This is a genomic window from Flavobacterium sp. N1994, assembly GCF_025947145.1.
Classification (GTDB): domain Bacteria; phylum Bacteroidota; class Bacteroidia; order Flavobacteriales; family Flavobacteriaceae; genus Flavobacterium.
Genome location: NZ_CP109999.1, coordinates 2,457,060 through 2,477,987 on the forward strand (window position 1 = coordinate 2,457,060; position 20,928 = coordinate 2,477,987).

The window sequence follows — 20,928 nt, forward strand, 5'->3', positions numbered from 1 at the left end:
ACTTTGGTTTTAAATCTTCTTCCTCATTCTAGCTACAGGGATGTCAAACAAATCTCGGTATTTAGCAATGGTTCTTCGGGCAATAGGATATCCCTTTTCTTTAAGAATTTCTGCTAATTGATCATCAGGTAGCGGTTTGTGTTTGTCTTCTTCTTCAATAATAGTCTTCAGAATTTTTTTAATTTCGAGCGTAGAAACATCTTCACCTTGGTCATTTTTCATAGACTCTGAGAAATACTCTTTGATTAGTTTTGTGCCATATGGTGTTTCCACATATTTGCTGCTGGCCACACGGGATACTGTAGAAATGTCCATTCCAACCATATCGGCGATGTCTTTCAAAATCATAGGTTTTAGTTTGGTTTCTTCTCCATCCAAGAAGTATTCTTGCTGAAAATGCATAATGGCATTCATCGTTACATAAAGTGTCTCTTGTCGTTGAAGGATGGCATCGATAAACCATTTGGCCGAATCTAGTTTTTGTTTGATAAACATCACCGCATCTTTTTGAGAGTTGGATTTGTCTTTAGAGTCCTTATAAGTTTGAAGCATCTCCTGATAATCTTTGGAAACGTGTAAAGAGGGTGCATTTCTGCTGTTTAAAGTAAGTTCTAATTCCCCATCTACAATTCTAATGATAAAATCGGGTACAATTTGTTCTATAGAACGACTACTGCTACTATCAAAAGTACCACCTGGCTTTGGATTTAATTTCTCAATTTCTTCGATGGCTTTTTTGAGTTGCTCCTTCGAAATTTCAAAAGTGAGCATTAGTTTTTCGTAATGCTTTTTGATAAAGGCATCAAATTCGTTTTCAATAATATTGATGGCTAACGCTATATATTCTGTTGGGGTTTTATGCCGAAGTTGTAGCAAAAGACATTCATGCAAATTACGCGCACCTACTCCCGGAGGATCTAAGTCGTAAATAATGTGGAGCATTTTCTCAACTGCTTTTTCATCCGTATAAATACCTTGAGTAAACGCCATGTCATCAACAATATCTTGAACATCACGACGTAAATAACCATCATCGTCAATACTTCCTACCAAAAATTCGGCAATATTACGTTCTTCCTCAGTTAAAAGAAAGGTGTCTAATTGATTGAGTAAATCTTGATGAAAAGTAGTCTGAGCGGCAAAAGGTATTTCTCTGTCATCGTCATCATCACTGTAATTATTAGCTTGAAGTTTGTATTCAGGCGTTTCGTCATTACTCAAATACTCATCGATGTTGATTTCATCGGTTTCGATATTATCGCTTCCAACAAGATCATCATACTCTTCGTTGTTGTCAAATTCATCTTTTTCGTAAAGTTCTTGTTCTTCATCTCTACCACTTTCCAAGGCCGGGTTTTCAACCAACTCCTCTTTCAATCGTTGCTCAAATGCCTGCGTAGGCATTTGTATCATTTTCATCAACTGAATTTGTTGAGGCGATAGCTTTTGTGATAATTTAAGATTTAGAAACTGCTTTAACATTGTTGTTGGTTGTAAGTTGTCGGTTGTCGGTTTCTGAATTTATTTTAACAGATAACTTAAAACAGAATACAGTTATTAAAACTCTGCGTTTTGTGGTGTTCTTGGGAAAGGAATCACATCGCGAATGTTTGTCATTCCCGTTACGAAAAGCACCAATCTTTCAAATCCTAATCCAAAACCAGAATGCACAGCTGAACCAAATCGACGGGTGTCTAAATACCACCAAAGTTCTTCTTCGTCAATGCCAAGCACTTTCATTTTTTCAACTAGAACCTCGTAACGCTCTTCTCTTTGTGAACCTCCAACAATTTCTCCGATACCAGGAAATAAAATATCCATCGCACGAACGGTTTTTCCATCTTCGTTCAAACGCATGTAAAAGGCTTTAATATTCGCTGGATAATCAAACAAAATCACAGGACATTTAAAGTGTTTTTCCACTAAATATCTTTCATGCTCACTTTGTAAATCAGCGCCCCATTCGTTAATGATGTATTGGAATTTCTTCTTTTTATTTGGAGTCGAATCTCTTAAAATGTCAATAGCTTCAGTATAGGAAACACGTTTGAAATTGTTTTCTAAAACGAAATTTAATTTTTCCAACAATCCCATTTCACTTCTCTCAGCTTGAGGTTTTTGTTTTTCTTCTTCTTGCAAACGACTTTCTAAAAACTTCAAATCGTCTTGGCATTTGTCCATCGTATATTTAATTACGTATTGGATAAAATCTTCTGCCAAATCCATATTGTCGTTCAAATCATTGAAAGCTACTTCTGGCTCAATCATCCAAAATTCAGCTAAGTGACGAGAGGTGTTTGAGTTTTCTGCACGAAAAGTGGGTCCAAAAGTATAAATCTGACCCAATGCCATGGCAAACGTTTCGCCTTCTAATTGACCAGAAACGGTTAGGTTGGTATGTTTTCCGAAGAAATCTTTTTTGTAATCGATGTTGCCTTCTTCGTTTTTTGGCAAATTATCTAAAGGCAAGGATGTTACTTGGAACATTTCTCCAGCACCTTCGGCATCAGCACCAGTGATTACAGGCGTATTTACATATACAAATCCTTTTTCTTGAAAATATTGATGCACCGCAAAAGCCAATACCGAACGCACTCTCATGATAGCTCCAAATGCATTGGTTCTAACTCTTAAATGGGCGTTTTCACGTAAAAATTCAAGCGAATGTTTCTTAGGTTGCATTGGAAATTTCTCGGCATCAGAATCTCCTAAAATCTCTAGTTTTGAAACCTGAATTTCATATTTCTGACCAGCTCCTTTGCTTTCTACTAAATTTCCTGTAAGCGAAAGTGCTGCGCCAGTAGTAATTCTTTTTAAAGTCTCTTCAGGAGTGTTTTCAAAATCGACAACACATTGAATATTGTTAATAGTCGAACCATCGTTCAACGCAATAAATTGATTGTTTCTAAAAGTTCTTACCCAACCTTTTACAGTTACTTCATAGTTTGATTTCTCGCTGCTTAGTAAGTCTTTTACTCTTGAATGTTTCATTTTTAATTCTTTTTCTGATGCAAATATAATTGAAAATAGCCTTATTTTTCGCTGTCTTCTTCTCCGTGTTCTTCGTTGTTATCTCTATAGATATTAATGCTCGGTTCTTCTAGCAATTCTTCGAGTAATTCTTTTTTGCTCCCCCATCTTTCAGTGGTTAAAACCAATGCCGGAAGCACTACCAAATTGGCAAACATAGCAAAAGTCAGAGTAACCGAAATTAATCCTCCCAAAGCAATCGTTCCGCCAAAACTTGATAAAGTAAAAATAGCAAAACCAAAAATCAACACCACCGATGTATAAAAAGTACTAACGCCAGTTTCATGTAAGGCACTAATAACCGCTTTCTTGATTTTTCCTCCATTCTGAATTAAGTCATGTCGGTACTTCGCCATAAACTGAATAGCATTATCGACTGAGATTCCAAAAGCTATACTAAACACTAAAATGGTGGAAGGTTTCAGGGGAATTCCGAAATAACCCATTAAACCAGAAGTGATACAAAGCGGTAGAATATTGGTTACCACCGAAGCAAAAATCATTTTCCAGGAACGGAACATATAAGCCATCAATCCAGCAATTAGTAAAATGGCAAAGATTAACGATTCGATAAGATTGGTAACCAAGTAAGATGTTCCTTTTTGGAAGACCAACGCCTTTCCTGTTAACGTAACTTCATAGCGGTCGCTAGGGAAAATTTTATCAATTTTGGCATGCAATTTCTTTTCGATTTTAGCCATCTCTTCAGTGCCAATGTCTTTCATGAACGTAGTAATTCGAGCATATTGACCAGTCGAATCCACATAGCTTTTCATCAAATTGTCTTTTGAACCTTTGGTAGCATTTTTGGCATACGACAAAATAAAAGCTTGCTCTTGGGAATTGGGTAAATCGTAATATTCGGGATTGCCATTATAGAAAGCTTGCTTCGAATACTTTACTAAATTTACTATCGAAACTGGTTTTGATAATTCAGGAATGCTATCAATGGTGGTTTGTAATTCATCCATTTTTCGCAAAGTGGAGGATTTCATTACTCCTTTTTTGCGTTTGGTATTGATCATAATTTCCAAAGGCATCACTCCGTTAAATTCTTTTTCAAAGAAAACAATGTCTTTAAAGAACGAGGCACTTTTTGGCATTTCTCCAATTAAACTTCCAGAAACTTTCATTTGAGAAACCCCTATGACACTAAAAATCAAAAGCAAACCGTAAATACTGTAAATCAAATTGCGTTTGTTTTTTACCAAATTCTCAACCAAATTTAAAATGGAAGACAAGTAGTTTTTGCTTAAATGATTCAAGTGCTTTTCTTTGGGCAATGGCATAAAACTATACACTATCGGCACCACCATCAAAGTCAAAAGATAGACCGTAATTACATTGATAGAAGTGACCAAACCAAACTCATACAACAAATCATTGCCAGTAATCATGAAAGTAGCAAAACCAATGGCTGTGGTCAAATTAGTCATCAAGGTTGACACCCCAATTTTTGAAATTACTCGTTGTAAAGCTTTCGCCTGATTGCGATGGGTCTTGATTTCCTGTTGGTATTTATTGATAAGGAAAATACAATTTGTAATACCAATTACGATAATTAGAGGTGGAATAATAGCCGTTAAAATGGTGATTTTGTAATGGAACAATCCGAGTGTTCCAAAAGACCACATTACTCCAACTATCAATATACAAATGGAAATAAAAGTTGCTCTATGGGAACGGAAAAATAAAAAGAAAATTAAGGAAGTGATGAATAAGGCTGCACCAATAAAGAGCCCAATTTCCCCTTTCATGTTTTCGGTATTGATAGTTCGGATATAGGGCATGCCCGAAACTTTCAAATCAATTCCAGTCTTCTTTTCAAATTTGGCTACTTCAGGAACCAACACATTTAGAATGAATTTTTTCCGAATAGGAGAGTTAACTACCTTTTTGTTGATATAAATAGCAGAGCGAATACTTCCCGATTTTTTATTGAAAAGCAACCCTTCGTAAAAGGGTAAATCATGAAAAAGTTGTCTTTTGATTTCAGCTAAATAAGTAGGGTCTAGCGTTCTTTTTTGATTAACTAGCGGGACTAATTCAAATTTTTCTAAGGTGTCGTTTTTTTGTAATTTTTTTAAATCATTCAATGACACTACCAATTCAACCTCCTTGTGAGATTTCAAATTAGTCATCAATTCATTCCAAGCTTGATAGGCCTTTGGTGTAAAAAAACGATTGTCTTTAATTCCAATAACGACTAAGTTCCCTTCTTCACCAAAAATATTGAGGAATTGAGTATAATCTTTATTGGCTTTATGGTTTTTTGGAAGTAGATTGGCTTCTTTATAAGTCATGCCAACATTTTTCCATTGCATGGCTAAGAAAATAGTTAATAGAAAAATACCAATGCTAATGGCAATTCTATTTCTCAGAATTATGCCTGCAATAAATTCCCAAAATCCTACTTTAATTTTCTTTTTCATTTTACGATAAAAACGGTTGCAAAGGTAATTAAAACGCGTAAAATAGGATAGTCTTTTGCAAAAGATTTGCTTAATTTATGGCAGATTTACGGATGAAGTTAAATAATCATTAATAGCATAAAAAAAAATAAAAAAATACATTGCTTTTTAGCATCTTTGTAAACAGAAGCAACAACAACTTTTGGATGAGAAATATAAAAAACTCTTTATTTTATATCATTGTTACCGGTGGGTTCACCTACTTAATGTATAGAATTGTTGAACAAGGAAAACTTTTAGAAGTAGGTAGAAAAATCATTTCTCCATCATCTACAGATAGCCAATGGGTTCAGTTTCTATCTTCTTTATTTCATAATTTACAACATCCGCTAGCTTTATTGCTTTTCCAAATCATTACCATTGTCCTCGTGGCTAGAGTTTTTGGATGGATTTTCAGAAAGATTGGACAGCCTTCAGTCATTGGTGAAATCATCGCTGGAATTGTTCTTGGTCCCTCTCTTTTTGGATTATATTTTCCCGATATGAAGGATGCTTTATTTCCAGTTGAATCTCTTGGAAATCTTCAGTTATTGAGCCAAATAGGATTAATACTTTTCATGTTTGTTATCGGAATGGAATTGGACTTAAAAGTCTTAAAAAACAAAGCCAATGAAGCCGTAGTAATTAGTCATGCGAGTATTGTTATCCCGTTTGCTTTAGGTATCGGATTGTCGTATTACATCTATCATCAATTTGCGCCATCAGGCGTTGAGTTTCTTTCATTCAGTTTGTTCATGGGAATTGCTATGAGTATCACTGCATTTCCGGTTTTAGCCCGAATTGTGCAGGAACGAGGCATTCATAAAACAAGATTAGGGACTATCGTTATTACATGTGCCGCTGCCGATGATATTACTGCATGGTGCATCTTAGCAGTCGTAATTGCAATTGTCAAAGCGGGAAGTTTTGTGAGTTCTTTGTATGTTATTGGATTGGCTCTTGTCTATGTTTTGACTATGCTTTTTGTGGTAAAACCTTTTTTGAAACGTGTCGGAGATTTGTATGCAAAAAAGGAAAATATCAAAAAATCCGTTGTCGCAATTTTTCTTTTAACCTTAATTGTTTCTGCTTATGTAAGCGAAATCATTGGTATTCACGCTTTATTTGGTGCCTTTTTGATGGGAGCCATTATGCCTGATATCGCTAAATTCAGAAATGTTTTTATTGAAAAAGTAGAAGATGTATCAGTCATTTTATTGCTGCCGTTATTCTTTGTATTCACAGGATTACGAACCGAGATTGGATTAATTAATGATATCTATTTATGGAAAGTTACGGGCTGTATCATTGCAGTAGCTGTGGCCGGAAAATTCTTCGGAAGTGCATTAGCGGCAAAGTTTGTCGGACAAACCTGGAGGGATAGTTTGACCATCGGCGCTTTAATGAATACTCGAGGGTTAATGGAATTAGTGGTGTTAAATATTGGATACGAATTAGGAGTGCTTTCCCCAAAAGTATTTACCATGATGGTTATTATGGCATTGGTTACCACATTTATGACTGGGCCAGCATTAGATATAATCAATTTTATTTTTAAAACTAAAGATGTTATTATTCCTTCTGAAGTTAAAAAGAATTCCGATTTTAATATCCTGATTTCGTTTGGGAACAATGAAAAAGGGAAATCATTATTGCGTTTGGCCAACAGTCTTACCAAAAAACAATCTGATACAGCTAATGTTACGGCCATGCATTTAACCATGAGTGACGAAATGCACGCCTACAATTTAGAAGAATATGAAGCAGCTACTTTCAAACCTATTATAGAGGAATCTCAAAACCTTAATCAAGAAATTACAACGATTTTCAAAGCAACTGGGGATATAGAAACCGACATTGCTGATATTGCAAGAGAAGGGAAATACGATTTACTATTGGTCGGTTTAGGGAAATCCATTTTTGAAGGAACCATTTTAGGGAAAGTACTTGGATTTACTTCAAGAATTATTAACCCAGATAGATTATTGGATAAGTTCAAAGGGAAAGAAGGATTGTTTGAAAACTCACCTTTTGATGATAGAACTCGTTTGATAATTTCAAAAACCAAAACACCACTAGGAATCTTAATTGACAAAGATTTGCAAAAAATTGAAAAAGTCTTTCTGGGTATTTTTAGTGTTGGTGATGTATTCTTAATTGACTATGCTCAAAAATTGATTTACAATAATGGTTCTCACATTACCATTTTAGATAATAATGAACATACTAAAAACAATTTTATTGTTGAAAATTCATTAGCTGCCTTAGAACAAAGCTATCCTAATAACATTGAAGTTTCTGTCACAGATAAACTCAACAAACCGTTTTTACAACAGCAAGATTTGATGGTTTTTAGTTTAGAAACTTGGAAAAAGTTAGTAGATGATGAGGTGTCTTGGCTGACTGATATTCCTTCTGTGCTTATTGTTAAGCCGTAACTAAAATCCAAAATCAAATATAAAACTTACTTTAATGGCAAGATTATCTTCAAATCTTGGTAATTGATTTGGACCATATCTGTAAAATCCACCCAATCCAAAACCTTTGTAAATTTGGTTGAGTTCAATGCCTGACTCAAAAAAACCACGGTCTAAAGTTTTATAAACTATTCCTAAGTGTCGCTCAGGATGTTGCATGTCGCCCCAAGCCATTCGAGTTACTAGTACAATAGAAGGCTTTATGTTTCGAAATACGGTTAGTCGCTTGAAACCATGTTTGAGTTGAAACATCACATATTCACTTGAAAAAAATTCGTTATAATACATGGTCTCAAAACTGTTTTTTCCACTTAATTTAATTTGTTCTATTATATTTTCCGCAGTCAAATTGTTGGGAGAAACACTATACAAATGAGTAATAGGAGCAGCACCAAAGACACTTCCTGCCTGCACTAAAAAAGTAGATTTTTGATCGTTTAAATATTTTTTTTCATATTCAATCCTAATATCAATTTTGTCAAAAACAAAGTGATTTCCCCAAACGCCAGGAAGTGATTTTGTATATTGTAAAGAGAATTTTGGAAACCGTTTTTCAAATTCAATTCTGCCAGTGGGAGTTTGCATAAAATCACTGTTCGGATTCCATTGTATAGACAATAAGGCTGTTGTAAAAGCAAACTCATTGTACAGTTTGCCTTCATAAGCAAAAGTATAATTAAACAAAGGCCGGATTTCGCTATGGGAAAGCTGCCAAATACTTTCGGATTTTGGAATGATTTTAGTCTCCAGATAGGCCCGCCAAGTTTTATGATTATAAAACGTGCTAATATTGAAGGGCCTAGAATCATAGAATCTGAAGGTCCGTTTGTCAGTAGCGAAATTAGTACTAGCAATTTCCCGAACATCATCAGTATAAGCGGCGCCTATCCAGGAGCTGGAGGCATTGCCAATTCTGAAGGCTGAACCAATATTATATTTAATCGTTTCGTCTTTTAAACCATAGGCGGTATATCCTTCAACTCTAATTTTTTTCGAGAACAATTCGTTAGTAATGCCTCCTATGCCAAATCGGAATCCTTCATAATTATTATAAGTTAACAAATAGCGTAAATCAAAATCAAAACAGCCCACAGGTAAATACCCATTGATGATTTTTCGGCCCAATCTAATCTTTTTTTCAATCTTTCGCTTGGTTACTAAACTATCCAAAACGAGATAGGTTCTTTCACTTCTTCTATCTAAACTGTCAATGCGATTGGATTTCCAAAAAGCATTATTTTGGTTATTTGCATTCTCTTTAACATCAATGGCAATAAATGATTTTTTTATAGACAAAGGGGGATTTACTTTCAAATCAAAAACATGCATTTCGGAAGAAAGATAAGTAAAATCAGAAGCCGCTTTTTTCGAATTTGTTTCATCATCTTCGGCTGAAAATGCAATCCTTCCGCCTAAAATAGTAGTTTGTTCTTTGCTTTTCCCTTTTACAATTTTAAAATTTTTACGCGTTGGAAACCAAACTTTTTCCTCTGGCAAATAGCTAAATTCATGAATTCCCGTAATATCTAAAACGCCTCGAATTCTCATTATAGCTTTAGCAATGGCATAGTTTTCTTGGTCTATATAAAGCAATCCCTCTAATCCTTTAGCATTATTTTTATTTTTGAAGTATACCACCACCACTTTTCGATTATCCACAAAAGTGGTGTCTAATATTTTAAATCGATATCGTTGCAATGCATTATTGGCAATTGGGCTTTTGTATTTGGTTTCAAAAAGTTCATATTGGTCATCATAAATAGAAAATGACTGTAAACTGAATCCCAAAAATTCATAAACAGGCTCTTTGAAACCAGCCATTTTGGTCCCTAGAATTGTTTCTTTTAAAAGAGGTTTTTCAAATTGAAATTGGGATACTTTTTCAGTAAGAAACAAATGTTGCTTATCAATTAGCTTTTTAAACTTATAATCCGAAGAATCAATTTTGACGATTTTATCTTTGGAAACTGCATTAACAAAAACGGTGTCAATTTTACCAATAATAGAGTCAGGATTGGCAGTTACTACTAATTTATTGTATGATTTGAATTGAAAACTTTGTAGCTTTTTTTGAGGATTGTTGTTTGCCTTTTGTTGAATTACTTTCGTAATAATAGCATTTGCCGTATTTGAATTGGGAATAATAACCTCTTTTAGTGCATCAATTTTTGGGGAAAGATAAAGTGTTAAAAACGATTTGATTTCTACTAATGAAATGGTTTTTGATTCATAACCAACATAAGAAATAGTCAAGATTTCAGGTGCTGTAACTGAAATTAAATTAAACTTACCATCCACATCAGCAATGGTTGTGACTTTTTTTTCTGTAGTAATTGTGGCAAAAGGAAGTGCTTTTTTTGTCTCAACATCTTTAATAATTCCATGGACTTGATATTGTGCTTGAAGCAACATCGGGAAAAATAAAAACAAAATAAAGAATTGCTTCATTAGTGAAATTTTGGCACCAAACTATCAAACAAAAATAAGGATAAAAAAATCCGCACATGGCGGATTTTAATATTGAATTAACAAAAGTTATACTTTCATAATTTCGGCTTCTTTTGTAGCCAAGTGTTCCTCCACTTTTCGGATAAAACCATCCGTTAATTTTTGAATGTCATCTTCAGCCGTTTTACAAACATCTTCCGAAGTCCCTTCTTTTTCTAATTTTTTAATTTCAGTATTGGCGTCTTTACGAGCATTTCTGATTCCGATTTTGGCATCTTCTGCTTCTGCTTTTGCTTGTTTTACCAAGTCACGTCTTCTTTCCTCAGTCAAAGCAGGAACATTGATGATAATGTTTTCACCATTGTTCATAGGATTGAAACCAAGATTGGCCACCATAATGGCTTTTTCTATAGTTTGCAACATGTTTTTTTCATAAGGCTGAATAGTAATGGTTCGAGCATCTGGAATGTTCACATTGGAAACTTGCGATAGTGGTGTTTGAGAGCCATAATAATCTACAAAAACACTCCCCAACATTTGTGGTGAAGCTTTTCCAGCGCGAATATTCAAAAACTCTTTTTCTAAATGCGCAATAGAACCTGCCATCGATTCTTTTGTACTGTCTAAAATAAATTCTATTTCTTCCATTTCTTTTTAGATTGTTAGATTATTAGATTTTTAGACTTCATAGATTGTAAGTTGGTCTAAGATGTCTAAGCAGTCTAAAATGTCTATATTTTCACTACGGTGCCAATAGATTCACCGTTACATATTTTTAGTAAATTTCCTTTTTTATTCATATCAAAAACCACAATCGGTAAAGCGTTTTCCTGACTTAAAGTGAACGCTGTACTGTCCATAACATTCAATCCTTTTTTGATAACATCATCAAATGTAATGCTGTCAAATTTCACGGCATTTGGATTTTTCTCTGGATCAGCATCATAAATTCCGTCAACACGTGTTCCTTTCAAAATTACATCAGCATGTACTTCTACGCCACGTAGTACCGCAGCAGTGTCTGTCGTGAAATAAGGATTTCCAGTTCCAGCTCCAAAAATAACAATTCTTCCTTTTTCTAAATGACGAACAGCTCTTCTTTTGATATAGGGCTCTGCAATCGCTTCAATTTTTAAAGCAGTTTGCAAACGAGTTAACATGCCTTTATCTTCTAATGCACCTTGTAATGCCATTCCGTTGATAATCGTAGCAAGCATTCCCATGTAATCCCCCTGCACTCTATCCATACCATTACTGGCTCCAGCAACTCCTCTAAAAATATTTCCTCCACCAATAACGATGGCAATTTCTACACCTTTATCATGAATTTCTTTGATTTCATCGGCATATTCGGCTAAACGTTTTGGGTCGATACCATATTGTCTTTCGCCCATTAAAGCTTCACCGCTTAGTTTTAGAAGAATTCTTTTGTATTTCATTCTGGATTGTGTTTATTTTTAGTGTTGCAAATATAAACATATTCTCTTTTTTTACAGTATCTGATAAAAATATTGTTTTGGTAACAATTATCACATTTTTTGAATCTTTGGTTTTGTAATTTTGCAATATAAAATTCAAGCCATGGTACCTATCATTAAGAAAAGTTTGTCTAATAGCTATGATTATGCTCAATATAGAAGTATAGTTTCCTCTTTACTTAAAGAAAGAAAAGCATCTGGAAAAGAACAAACTCAAGATTTGCTTCACTATTCTGAATTGAATGAAGCGCGTATGAATCGTTTGGGGAAAACCATAAAAATTTCAACCGAATACATTCAGCAATTAAATCATTTGCAGGGGGAATATATTTGGTTAGTGCTTTCTGAAGGATGGTGTGGCGATGCAGCTCAGATTCTTCCTGTGATTCATAAAATGGCCGAAAGTTCCCATAAAATTGATTTAAAAATTGTGTTTCGAGATGAGAACGAGGATTTGATGAATTTGTTTTTGACTAATGGAACCAAATCTATTCCCAAATTAATTGTATTAGATAAAAATACTTTGAGCGTTTTAGGCGATTTTGGACCAAGACCAAACGGAGCTAAAAAACTGATTCTCGATTATAAAGCACTACACGGAATAGTAGATGAAACGGCTAAAACTAATTTGCAACTTTGGTATTTACACGATAAAGGATTGTCAACTCAAAAAGAAATTATGGATTTGATGACTAGGGCTGATTTAGCAGCTGCTCAAATCCCGATGGTGAAATAGCATTGGCAACATCGTAATCGCCAATCTTAGTGCGTCGTAAAACGGATAAATAAGCACCTGAATGGAGTGCTTTTCCAAAATCAAAAGCTAGCGAACGAATATAAGTTCCTTTGCTGCAGACTACTCTAAAATCAATTTCAGGCAAAGCAATTCTGGTGATTTCAAATTCGTGAATGGTAGTTTTTCTTGACGCTATCTCCACTTCTTCGCCAGCACGAGCGTGTTCATACAAACGTTTTCCGTCTTTTTTGATAGCCGAAAAAACAGGAGGTTTTTGGTCAATTTCACCAAGGAATTGTTTTGTTGTCTCTTGGATAAATTCGGCTGTAATATGATCTGTTGGAAAAGTAGCATCCACTTCCGTTTCCATATCGTAGGAAGGAGTAGTAGCCCCAATAGTAAAAGTTCCAGTATATTCTTTGGCTTGACCTTGAATTTCAGTAATGCGTTTGGTAAACTTTCCAGTGCAAACAATCAGTAATCCTGTGGCTAAAGGATCTAAAGTGCCAGCATGACCAATTTTGAATTTTTTAGGAAGATCATATTTCCTTTTCAGAAGGTACTTCAACTTATTCACCGCTTGAAAGGAAGACCAAGTCAGCGGTTTGTCAATGAGAAGAATTTGACCTTCTAAATAGTCTTCAGCAGTCATTAAAGCGTAGTTAATGTCATTACAAAGTAATGGATAAGAAGTATCGCTAAACCTGCTACAATTCTATAGTAACCGAACATTTTAAAACCATGTTTGGATAAATACCCAATAAACGATTTAATAGCCAACAGCGCCACAATAAATGCCACGACATTACCAATAATCAAAAAGTTAATTTGGTCATGACTCAATACAAAACCGTCTTTGTAATAATCGTAACATTTCTTAACCGTAGCTCCAAGCATCGTTGGAACCGCCAAGAAAAACGAAAATTCAGCAGCCGTTTTACGAGATAATTTTTGAGACATCCCACCAATAATACTCGCACCACTTCGGGAAACTCCTGGTATCATAGCCAAGCATTGAAACAAACCAATTTTAACTGCCGTAGCATAACTTATTTTCTCTGTTTCTTGAGTCTCTTCTTTTTGGGTAAACCAATCGTCTACTTTCAGTAAAATGATTCCGCCAATTACTAAGGAAATTGCAACCGTGATTGGGTTTTCCAACAAAGCATCAATCTTTTTACTAAATAGCAATCCAAAAACCACAGCCGGAATAAAAGCCGCTAGTAATTTGAAATAAAAATCAAGCGTTTGAAAAAATCTTTTGAAATACAAAACTACTACTGATAGTATCGCGCCAAGCTGAATCACAACGGTAAATAATTTGGTAAAATCATCATGTGCAATCCCAAAAAAGGAAGAGGCAATAATCATGTGACCTGTAGAAGAAATCGGAAGAAATTCAGTTATCCCTTCAATAATGGCCAGAACAATGGCTTGAATATAATCCATTAGGCAGTTTTACTTTTCTTAAAAATAGAATAAATCGTAATTCCAAACCCAATCAAAACCACAGTCGGCGCCAATCGGATTCTTCTAAAACTAAAAACATCTTCATTAAAAACTTTAGGATCATCGCTTCCACCACCACTCATAAGGATAAACCCTAAAGCAATTACAACTATGCCAATCAATAATATCTTGTAATTTACTTTATCAAAAAGAAAATCTGGTTGTTGCTCGTTATTTTTCATGTTTTCTATAGGTATAATTCTTTTTTCTTGTCTCTTGCTTCTTTATTCTAATACAAATCGTCTGTTCTCAAATTCAAAAAGCGCTGTGTTGCAAAATAGGTGCTAATAAAAGTAATCACAGTTCCAAGCACTAAAACACCCAACAACACCCCAATGATAGCCAATTTATTTTCCATAATTCCCAAATTCGGGAAACTAGTTTCAATATAAATCAACACGCCAATCAAAGCCAAAATCGCCAATACCGCTCCCACAAAACCAAGAATAACATTAGTCTTAATAAAAGGTTTTCTAATAAAGGACTTGGTAGCCCCCACCATTTGCATGGTCTTGATAATAAAGCGATTCGCATAAATAGATAAACGCAACGAACTGTTAATCAACAACACCGAAACCAGCGCAAAAACACAACTAATAATCAATATCCACATACTAATGTTTTTGATGTTGTCGTTCACCAAAGTCACCAATTGCTTGTCATAAACAATATCCGCAATCATATCATTTTTACGCAAACGATTCTGAATTTTAGCTATCTCAGGATTGGTCACATAATCAGCTTTCAAATGAATATCAAACGAATTTTGTAAAGGGTTTACGCCCAAAAACTGCATAAAATCCTCCCCAATAACTTTCTTATGTTGCTCAGCCGCTTTCTCTTTCGAAACATAGGCAAAAGATTTTGCAAACTTGGCTGTTTTCAATTCGGTGTTAAAGGCGCTTATAGCGGAGTCGGAAGCTTCGGTTTTAAAGAATACCGTCATCACAATTTCTTCCTTAAAGTTGTCTGACAATCGTTTGGAATTGATGACAAAAAGCCCCAAGATTCCCAACAAAAACAACACCAAAAAGATACTCAACACTACCGAAAAATAAGAGGTAATAACTCTGCGCTTCTGAAACTTTTCAAATGAGTCTGACATAAACAGTGATTTAAGCCGTAAAAATAATAAAGAAAATTGTTTTTCTCCTTTATAACGTACAAACTTTTAACTTTATTATAATAAACGTAAATTTGTCGCTTAAAATTTTTTAGCAGCGAATGGTTCGGGCAGTTTCAGTCAGCCATTTTCCCGCTGTTCGTTGCAATCTCTACGAGGATTTCCACTACCATCGGGGCTAGAAAGTAAATGTAATTAACAATTTATAAATACCAGCAACTTTGCGACTCTGCGACTTTGCGAGCTTATAATGGCAAGCCCTAAAGGCAAGCATGAGACCAATAAAAAACAATAAGATTGACGAATGAAGTACTTCCACGAAAAAATCGAAGCCAAATGGCAACAGTATTGGGCACAAAACCAAACGTTCGCTGCCTCTAACAACTCTGATAAACCTAAATATTATGTACTCGACATGTTCCCTTATCCTTCCGGAGCAGGCTTACATGTAGGGCATCCTCTGGGATACATCGCTTCCGATATCGTGGTCCGTTTCAAACGTCATAAAGGATTCAACGTATTACATCCACAAGGCTACGATTCTTTCGGATTGCCAGCCGAACAATACGCCATTCAAACAGGACAACATCCCGAAAAAACCACTCGGGAAAATATTGCAAGGTATCGCGAACAATTAGATAAAATCGGATTCTCCTTTGATTGGAGCCGAGAAGTCCGTACTTCTAATGCCGATTATTACAAACATACGCAATGGATTTTCATCCAACTCTTCAACTCCTGGTACAATAAAGAAACCGACAAAGCCGAAGATATCTCGACCTTGATTGCTATTTTTGAAATGAGTGGTAACGCCACTGTTGATGCGGTGTGTGATGACCATGTGGAAATTTTTTTCCCATCCGAATGGAGCGCGTTTTCAGAAGAAGAAAAACAAAGAAGATTATTGCAATACCGATTAACCTATCTAGCCGAAACCGAAGTCAACTGGTGTCCAGCTCTAGGAACGGTTTTGGCCAATGACGAAATCGTAAACGGAGTATCTGAAAGAGGAGGGCATCCAGTCATCCGTAAAAAAATGACCCAATGGTCGATGCGAATTTCTGCCTATGCCGAAAGATTATTGCAAGGATTAGAAACCATCGATTGGAGCGAATCCATCAAAGAATCACAACGCAACTGGATTGGTAAATCAGTCGGAGCTTCTGTTGATTTCAAAGTAAGACATTCCCACGAAGTCATTTCGGTATTCACCACAAGACCTGATACCATTTTTGGAGTAACGTTTATGACATTGGCTCCCGAACATGAATTGGTGGCCCAAATCACAACAAAGGAACAAAAAGCAACTGTCGAAGCCTACGTAGAAGCCACAGCCAAACGCTCAGAACGCGAGAGAATGGCAGATGTAAAAACTATATCTGGAGTCTTCACAGGAGCTTATGCCGAACATCCTTTCACTCACGAACCGATTCCCGTTTGGATAGGCGATTATGTATTGGCAGGATACGGAACTGGAGCAGTAATGGCAGTCCCTTGTGGCGATGAAAGAGATTATGCTTTCGCGAATTTCTTCAAAGGTCAAAACGGAATGCCCGAAATTAAAAATATCTTCAATCAAGATATTTCCCAAGAAGCATTCGCCTCTAAAGAAGGTTTCGAACTAGTCAATTCTGATTTCCTAAACGGGTTAGGTTACAAAGAAGCCACCAAGAAAATCATTGAAGCCCTAGAGAACATCCACCACGGAAAAGGCAAAACCAATTACCGTCTTCGCGATGCGGTATTCTCTCGTCAAAGATATTGGGGAGAACCTTTTCCAGTGTATTATGTAAACGGCTTACCGCAGATGATTGATGCCAAATATTTGCCAATAGTATTGCCAGAAGTAGAGAAATATCTACCCACAGAAGACGGACAACCGCCTTTAGGAAATGCAACCGATTGGGCTTGGGATACGGTTAACAACAAAATAGTCTCTAATGAACTTGTCACCCTGAGCGCAGTCGAAGGGCTCGCTTCAAACGGAGTTTATCCATTAGAACTCAACACCATGCCAGGTTGGGCAGGAAGCTCTTGGTACTGGATGCGCTATATGGACGCTCACAACGATGCTGAATTTGCCAGCCAAGAAGCTTTGAAATACTGGGAAAACGTTGACTTATACATAGGAGGAAGCGAGCACGCCACAGGCCACTTGCTATACTCTCGTTTTTGGAACAAATTCCTAAAAGACCTTGGCTACGCCCCAACTGAAGAACCATTCAAGAAATTGATCAATCAGGGAATGATTTTAGGGATGAGTGCTTTTGTTTACAGAAGTGAAGATTCAAAAAAACTATATTCAAAAGGATTAATAGCTGGTGAAAAGGTTCATCCTATCCATGTTGACCTTGCAGTTATAAATGACATCACTAACGAATTAGATATCGAAGCTTTCAAAAAGCATCCGTTATATACTGATTATGCGAATGCCGAATTCATACTTGAAAACGGCAAATACATAGTAGGTCGCGAAGTTGAAAAAATGTCCAAGTCTAAATACAACGTAGTCAACCCAGATGACATCTGTAACGACTATGGTGCGGATACGTTGCGTTTATATGAAATGTTCTTAGGTCCACTAGAACAAGCCAAACCATGGAACACAGCAGGAATCACCGGAGTATCAGGTTTCCTAAAAAAACTATGGCGTTTGTATTTTGATGACAACACGGGTTTAAACATTTCCGAGGAAGAACCAACGGCCGACATGTACAAGTCCTTAAACAAAACCATCAAAAAAGTAACTGAGGATATCGAGAATTTCTCGTTCAACACATCCGTATCTCAGTTTATGATTTGTGTCAATGAGTTAGCCGCTATGAAATGCAATCACCGCAAAATACTAGAGCCACTAGCCGTAGTAATTTCTCCGTATGCCCCGCATATTGCTGAAGAAATATGGTCACAATTAGGGCATGAAGGTTCTATCTCAACAGTAGCTTTTCCATTGGTTAACGAAAAATACTTAGTAGAATCTGAAAAAGAATATCCTGTATCCTTCAACGGGAAAATGCGTTTCACCATCAAGCTACCTTTAGATTTAACCGTAGCTCAAATACAAGAAATCGTAATGGCCGACGAAAGAACCTTAAAACAATTAGACGGAAGAACTCCAAATAAAGTCATCATCGTACCAGGAAAAGTCATCAACTTAGTAGGATAAGAACAAAGCTCGTCAGTTCGAGTGGTTTTTATGAAGTAAAAAAGGTTTCGAGAACACTAAATAAGCCCAAATTCCAAAAGAGTTTGGGTTTTTTTAATTCAACCGGGAGTGATTTAGCATTCAATCGGGGTGAATCAAAAATCAATCAAAGAAATACTAAATTCAATAAGGGTGATGGACTAATCAATCGGGGTGACACTCTAAAAAGTAGGGGTTTTGCTCAATTCAGGAAGGGTGAAACTAAAATTAGAAGGGGTTTTTCAATTTTAGAAGGGGTTTTTCTCCAATAAGAAGGGGTGAAAACAAAAATAGAAGGGGTTTTTTAATTTTAGAAAGGGTTTTTTCTCAAATAATAGGGGTGAATTGCGAATGAGGAGGGGTTTCTTTCTATAAGTTGGGGTTTTTTGCGAAAAGTTGGGGTTTTTCTCTGTTTCATTACAATATTTTCAAAAAGCAATAGGGTTAATATTGGTTCACAAATCAAGATGCCAAAAACAAGTAGGATGGTGCTTCATTAGGTTACAATGTCAAGATGTCACATTATCCTGTTTGGAATATAATTTGATACTAGTCTAGCAACTAAAAAGATATAATCATGTTAGGATATTATGTATTAATCGGACTCATAGCTTTAGTAAGCTTTGCCGTAAGTTCAAAATTGAAAAGCAAATTTGAAGAGTACTCACACATTCATTTACAAAATGGCATGAGTGGTGCCGAAATTGCGACCCAAATGTTACATGACAATGGCATCTATGATGTGCAAGTCATCTCAGTAGAAGGTCAGTTAACCGACCATTACAACCCAGCCAACAAAACGGTCAACTTAAGTGAAGCGGTATACAGTCAAAGAAACGCTGCCGCTGCTGCTGTAGCCGCTCACGAATGCGGTCATGCTGTACAACATGCTAAAGCTTACAGTATGTTACAACTCCGTTCCCAACTAGTGCCGATTGTCAACGTTTCATCAACCTTATCGCAATGGCTTATTTTTGGCGGATTGATATTAGGAGCTGCAGCTCATTTCGGTTTCGGATTTTATATCGCGGTAATAGGCTTAATGTTGATGGCTGTTGCCACACTATTCAGCTTCATAACCCTCCCAGTCGAGTATGATGCCAGTAACCGAGCTTTAGCTTGGCTAAAAAATAAAAATATGCTTTCTTCAGAAGAATATGCAGGAGCCGAAGACGCTCTTAAATGGGCCGCTAGAACCTATGTAGTAGCTGCAATAGGTGCTTTAGCTTCACTATTGTATTGGGCATTACAAGTCTTTGGGGATAGAAGATAGAACTAGAACCCGTTACTTGTGTAGCGGGTTTATATTTTAAAGAATTTGGCAGACGATTTTATAATTTATTTCCTGCAAGCCTTGTTATAATTGACTTTGATTAAAATATTTAATTCAAAACAAGTATTTTTTTCGTAGATTTGAGATTCAAATACCACTATAATGATTAGAATTTATCCAAATGAACTATTTCGGGAAATCGAAACAGAGTTTCCATTGAAATTTAGATACGCAGTTTCCAACAGAGGCCGACTCATCAGTTTTACAGAAAATTTTATGGATGGTAATTTATTGAAAGGATCCAAATTTGATGGCTTTAGAGCTTTCCGTTATTCCAAAACAGTAAATGGAAAAAGGATTACCAAATCGCTTTTTATATACAAGTTAGTGGCTGAGTTTTTTATACCCAAAACTTCCGAAGATCAATTGCATGTGTTGCATCTTGATTATGTTCGTGACAACGATAAAGTTGAAAATTTAAAATGGGCTACCTATGAAGAGAAATTAGAACATCATAAGAAAAGTCCACATGTCATCAAGTCTTTGCAAAAGTTGACAGAGCATAACTTAAAAGCGGATGGAAGTAAACTTACTGCAACAAGAGTAATGTATTTAAAAAAATTACTAAACGATCCAAACAACAAAACCCGTATGAAAATGTTGGCCAAGCAGTTTGGAATAAGCGAAATGCAGGTAAGTCGTATTAAGCGTGGTGAAAATTGGGGGCATATAAAAGTATAGCTATAATTGAATCTGTCTTTCAATCTGCTGTTCCAAAGAAATAAACGTTTCCGTTCTTGAAACCCCTTCAATAGGTTGAATTTTTTTGTTTAACAGTTGCATTAAATGTTCGTTATCTCGGCAAATCATCTTGATTAATATGCTCCAGTTTCCAGTGGTGTAATGGCATTCTAACACTTCAGGTATTTTTTTAAGTTCTTTAACCGCTTCGGCATTACTAGAAGCTTTATCTAAGTAGATTCCAATAAAAGCCATGGTTTTATAACCCAAAACTTTATTGTCTACAATCAGTTTGGAACTAGCAATCACACCAGCATCCTCTAATTTCCGCAATCGTTGATGAATGGCAGCACCAGAAATTCCTATTTTATGAGCTATTTGCAGAATAGGCTTCCTAGCATCTTCCATCAAGTCGCGAAGAATTTCTTTATCTATACCATCAATTTCTATTTGTAGCTGGTTTATCTTCATGGCTTTTG

General features: G+C 35.8%; 16 protein-coding genes. 5 read left to right on the plus strand and 11 right to left on the minus strand.

Annotated elements, in window-relative coordinates:
• Window positions 1-9: 9 nt before the first annotated feature.
• The 3 genes from rpoN to OLM53_RS10950 all read right to left on the minus strand — a co-directional run bounded on the left by rpoN (window position 10) and on the right by OLM53_RS10950 (window position 5,462).
• Window positions 10-1,482, minus strand: coding sequence for an RNA polymerase factor sigma-54 (gene rpoN, locus OLM53_RS10940; RefSeq protein WP_264520272.1), 1,473 nt, complete (start codon window positions 1,480-1,482; stop codon window positions 10-12).
• A 75-nt stretch (window positions 1,483-1,557) separates the two neighbouring features.
• Complete coding sequence (asnS, locus tag OLM53_RS10945) at window positions 1,558-2,991, minus strand: asparagine--tRNA ligase (RefSeq protein ID WP_264520273.1); 1,434 nt, start codon at window positions 2,989-2,991, stop codon at window positions 1,558-1,560.
• Between the two features lie 41 nt (window positions 2,992-3,032).
• Window positions 3,033-5,462: an efflux RND transporter permease subunit gene (locus tag OLM53_RS10950; protein ID WP_264520274.1), complete on the minus strand. Its 2,430-nt coding sequence runs from the start codon at window positions 5,460-5,462 to the stop codon at window positions 3,033-3,035.
• 185 nt (window positions 5,463-5,647) lie between these two features.
• On the opposite strand from OLM53_RS10950, the gene OLM53_RS10955 reads away from it, so the two are divergent.
• Complete coding sequence (locus OLM53_RS10955; protein ID WP_264520275.1) at window positions 5,648-7,918, plus strand: cation:proton antiporter; 2,271 nt, start codon at window positions 5,648-5,650, stop codon at window positions 7,916-7,918.
• On the opposite strand, the gene OLM53_RS10960 is transcribed toward OLM53_RS10955, so the two are convergent.
• The 3 genes from OLM53_RS10960 to pyrH form a co-directional block, all read right to left on the minus strand.
• Window positions 7,919-10,405 (minus strand): DUF5686 and carboxypeptidase regulatory-like domain-containing protein, encoded by a 2,487-nt coding sequence (locus OLM53_RS10960; protein WP_264520276.1) that lies wholly within the window; start codon window positions 10,403-10,405, stop codon window positions 7,919-7,921.
• A gap of 87 nt (window positions 10,406-10,492) precedes the next feature.
• Window positions 10,493-11,053, minus strand: coding sequence for a ribosome recycling factor (gene frr, locus OLM53_RS10965; RefSeq protein ID WP_264520277.1), 561 nt, complete (start codon window positions 11,051-11,053; stop codon window positions 10,493-10,495).
• Window positions 11,054-11,136: 83 nt separating this feature from the next.
• The gene (gene pyrH, locus OLM53_RS10970) at window positions 11,137-11,844 is read right to left on the minus strand and encodes a UMP kinase (protein ID WP_264520278.1); all 708 of its coding nucleotides are present in this window, start codon (window positions 11,842-11,844) and stop codon (window positions 11,137-11,139) included.
• Window positions 11,845-11,986: 142 nt separating this feature from the next.
• Here pyrH and OLM53_RS10975 point away from each other — a divergent pair, with 142 nt between their 5' ends.
• A complete protein-coding gene (locus tag OLM53_RS10975; protein WP_264520279.1) occupies window positions 11,987-12,619 on the plus strand; it encodes a thioredoxin family protein in 633 nt (210 codons plus the stop codon).
• Here the strand turns inward: OLM53_RS10975 and truB are convergent.
• From truB to OLM53_RS10995, 4 genes are read right to left on the minus strand one after another with little or no spacing between them, the layout of a single operon-like run.
• Entirely contained in the window at window positions 12,576-13,271 is a 696-nt protein-coding gene (gene truB, locus OLM53_RS10980; RefSeq protein WP_264520280.1) for a tRNA pseudouridine(55) synthase TruB, read from the minus strand. The two genes, OLM53_RS10975 and truB, sit on opposite strands and share 44 nt — an antisense overlap.
• Window positions 13,271-14,068 carry an undecaprenyl-diphosphate phosphatase gene (locus OLM53_RS10985; RefSeq protein WP_264520281.1) on the minus strand — a complete coding sequence of 266 codons (798 nt, stop codon included), beginning with the start codon at window positions 14,066-14,068 and terminating at the stop codon, window positions 13,271-13,273. The genes truB and OLM53_RS10985 overlap by 1 nt, the downstream gene beginning before the upstream one ends.
• A complete protein-coding gene (locus OLM53_RS10990; protein WP_264520282.1) occupies window positions 14,068-14,310 on the minus strand; it encodes a DUF3098 domain-containing protein in 243 nt (80 codons plus the stop codon). The genes OLM53_RS10985 and OLM53_RS10990 overlap by 1 nt, the downstream gene beginning before the upstream one ends.
• Before the next feature lie 47 nt (window positions 14,311-14,357).
• A complete protein-coding gene (locus OLM53_RS10995; RefSeq protein ID WP_264520283.1) occupies window positions 14,358-15,233 on the minus strand; it encodes a cell division protein FtsX in 876 nt (291 codons plus the stop codon).
• Between the two features lie 322 nt (window positions 15,234-15,555).
• On the opposite strand from OLM53_RS10995, the gene leuS reads away from it, so the two are divergent.
• The 3 genes from leuS (at window position 15,556) to OLM53_RS11010 (ending at window position 20,449) form a co-directional block, all read left to right on the plus strand.
• Entirely contained in the window at window positions 15,556-18,417 is a 2,862-nt protein-coding gene (leuS, locus tag OLM53_RS11000; RefSeq protein WP_264520284.1) for a leucine--tRNA ligase, read from the plus strand.
• Between the two features lie 595 nt (window positions 18,418-19,012).
• Window positions 19,013-19,708 carry a zinc metallopeptidase gene (locus tag OLM53_RS11005; RefSeq protein ID WP_264520285.1) on the plus strand — a complete coding sequence of 232 codons (696 nt, stop codon included), beginning with the start codon at window positions 19,013-19,015 and terminating at the stop codon, window positions 19,706-19,708.
• Window positions 19,709-19,870: 162 nt separating this feature from the next.
• The gene (locus tag OLM53_RS11010; protein WP_264520286.1) at window positions 19,871-20,449 is read left to right on the plus strand and encodes a hypothetical protein; all 579 of its coding nucleotides are present in this window, start codon (window positions 19,871-19,873) and stop codon (window positions 20,447-20,449) included.
• Here OLM53_RS11010 and OLM53_RS11015 read toward each other — a convergent pair whose 3' ends face one another.
• A complete protein-coding gene (locus tag OLM53_RS11015) occupies window positions 20,450-20,920 on the minus strand; it encodes an Lrp/AsnC family transcriptional regulator (protein ID WP_264520287.1) in 471 nt (156 codons plus the stop codon).
• Between the last annotated feature and the right edge of the window lie 8 nt (window positions 20,921-20,928).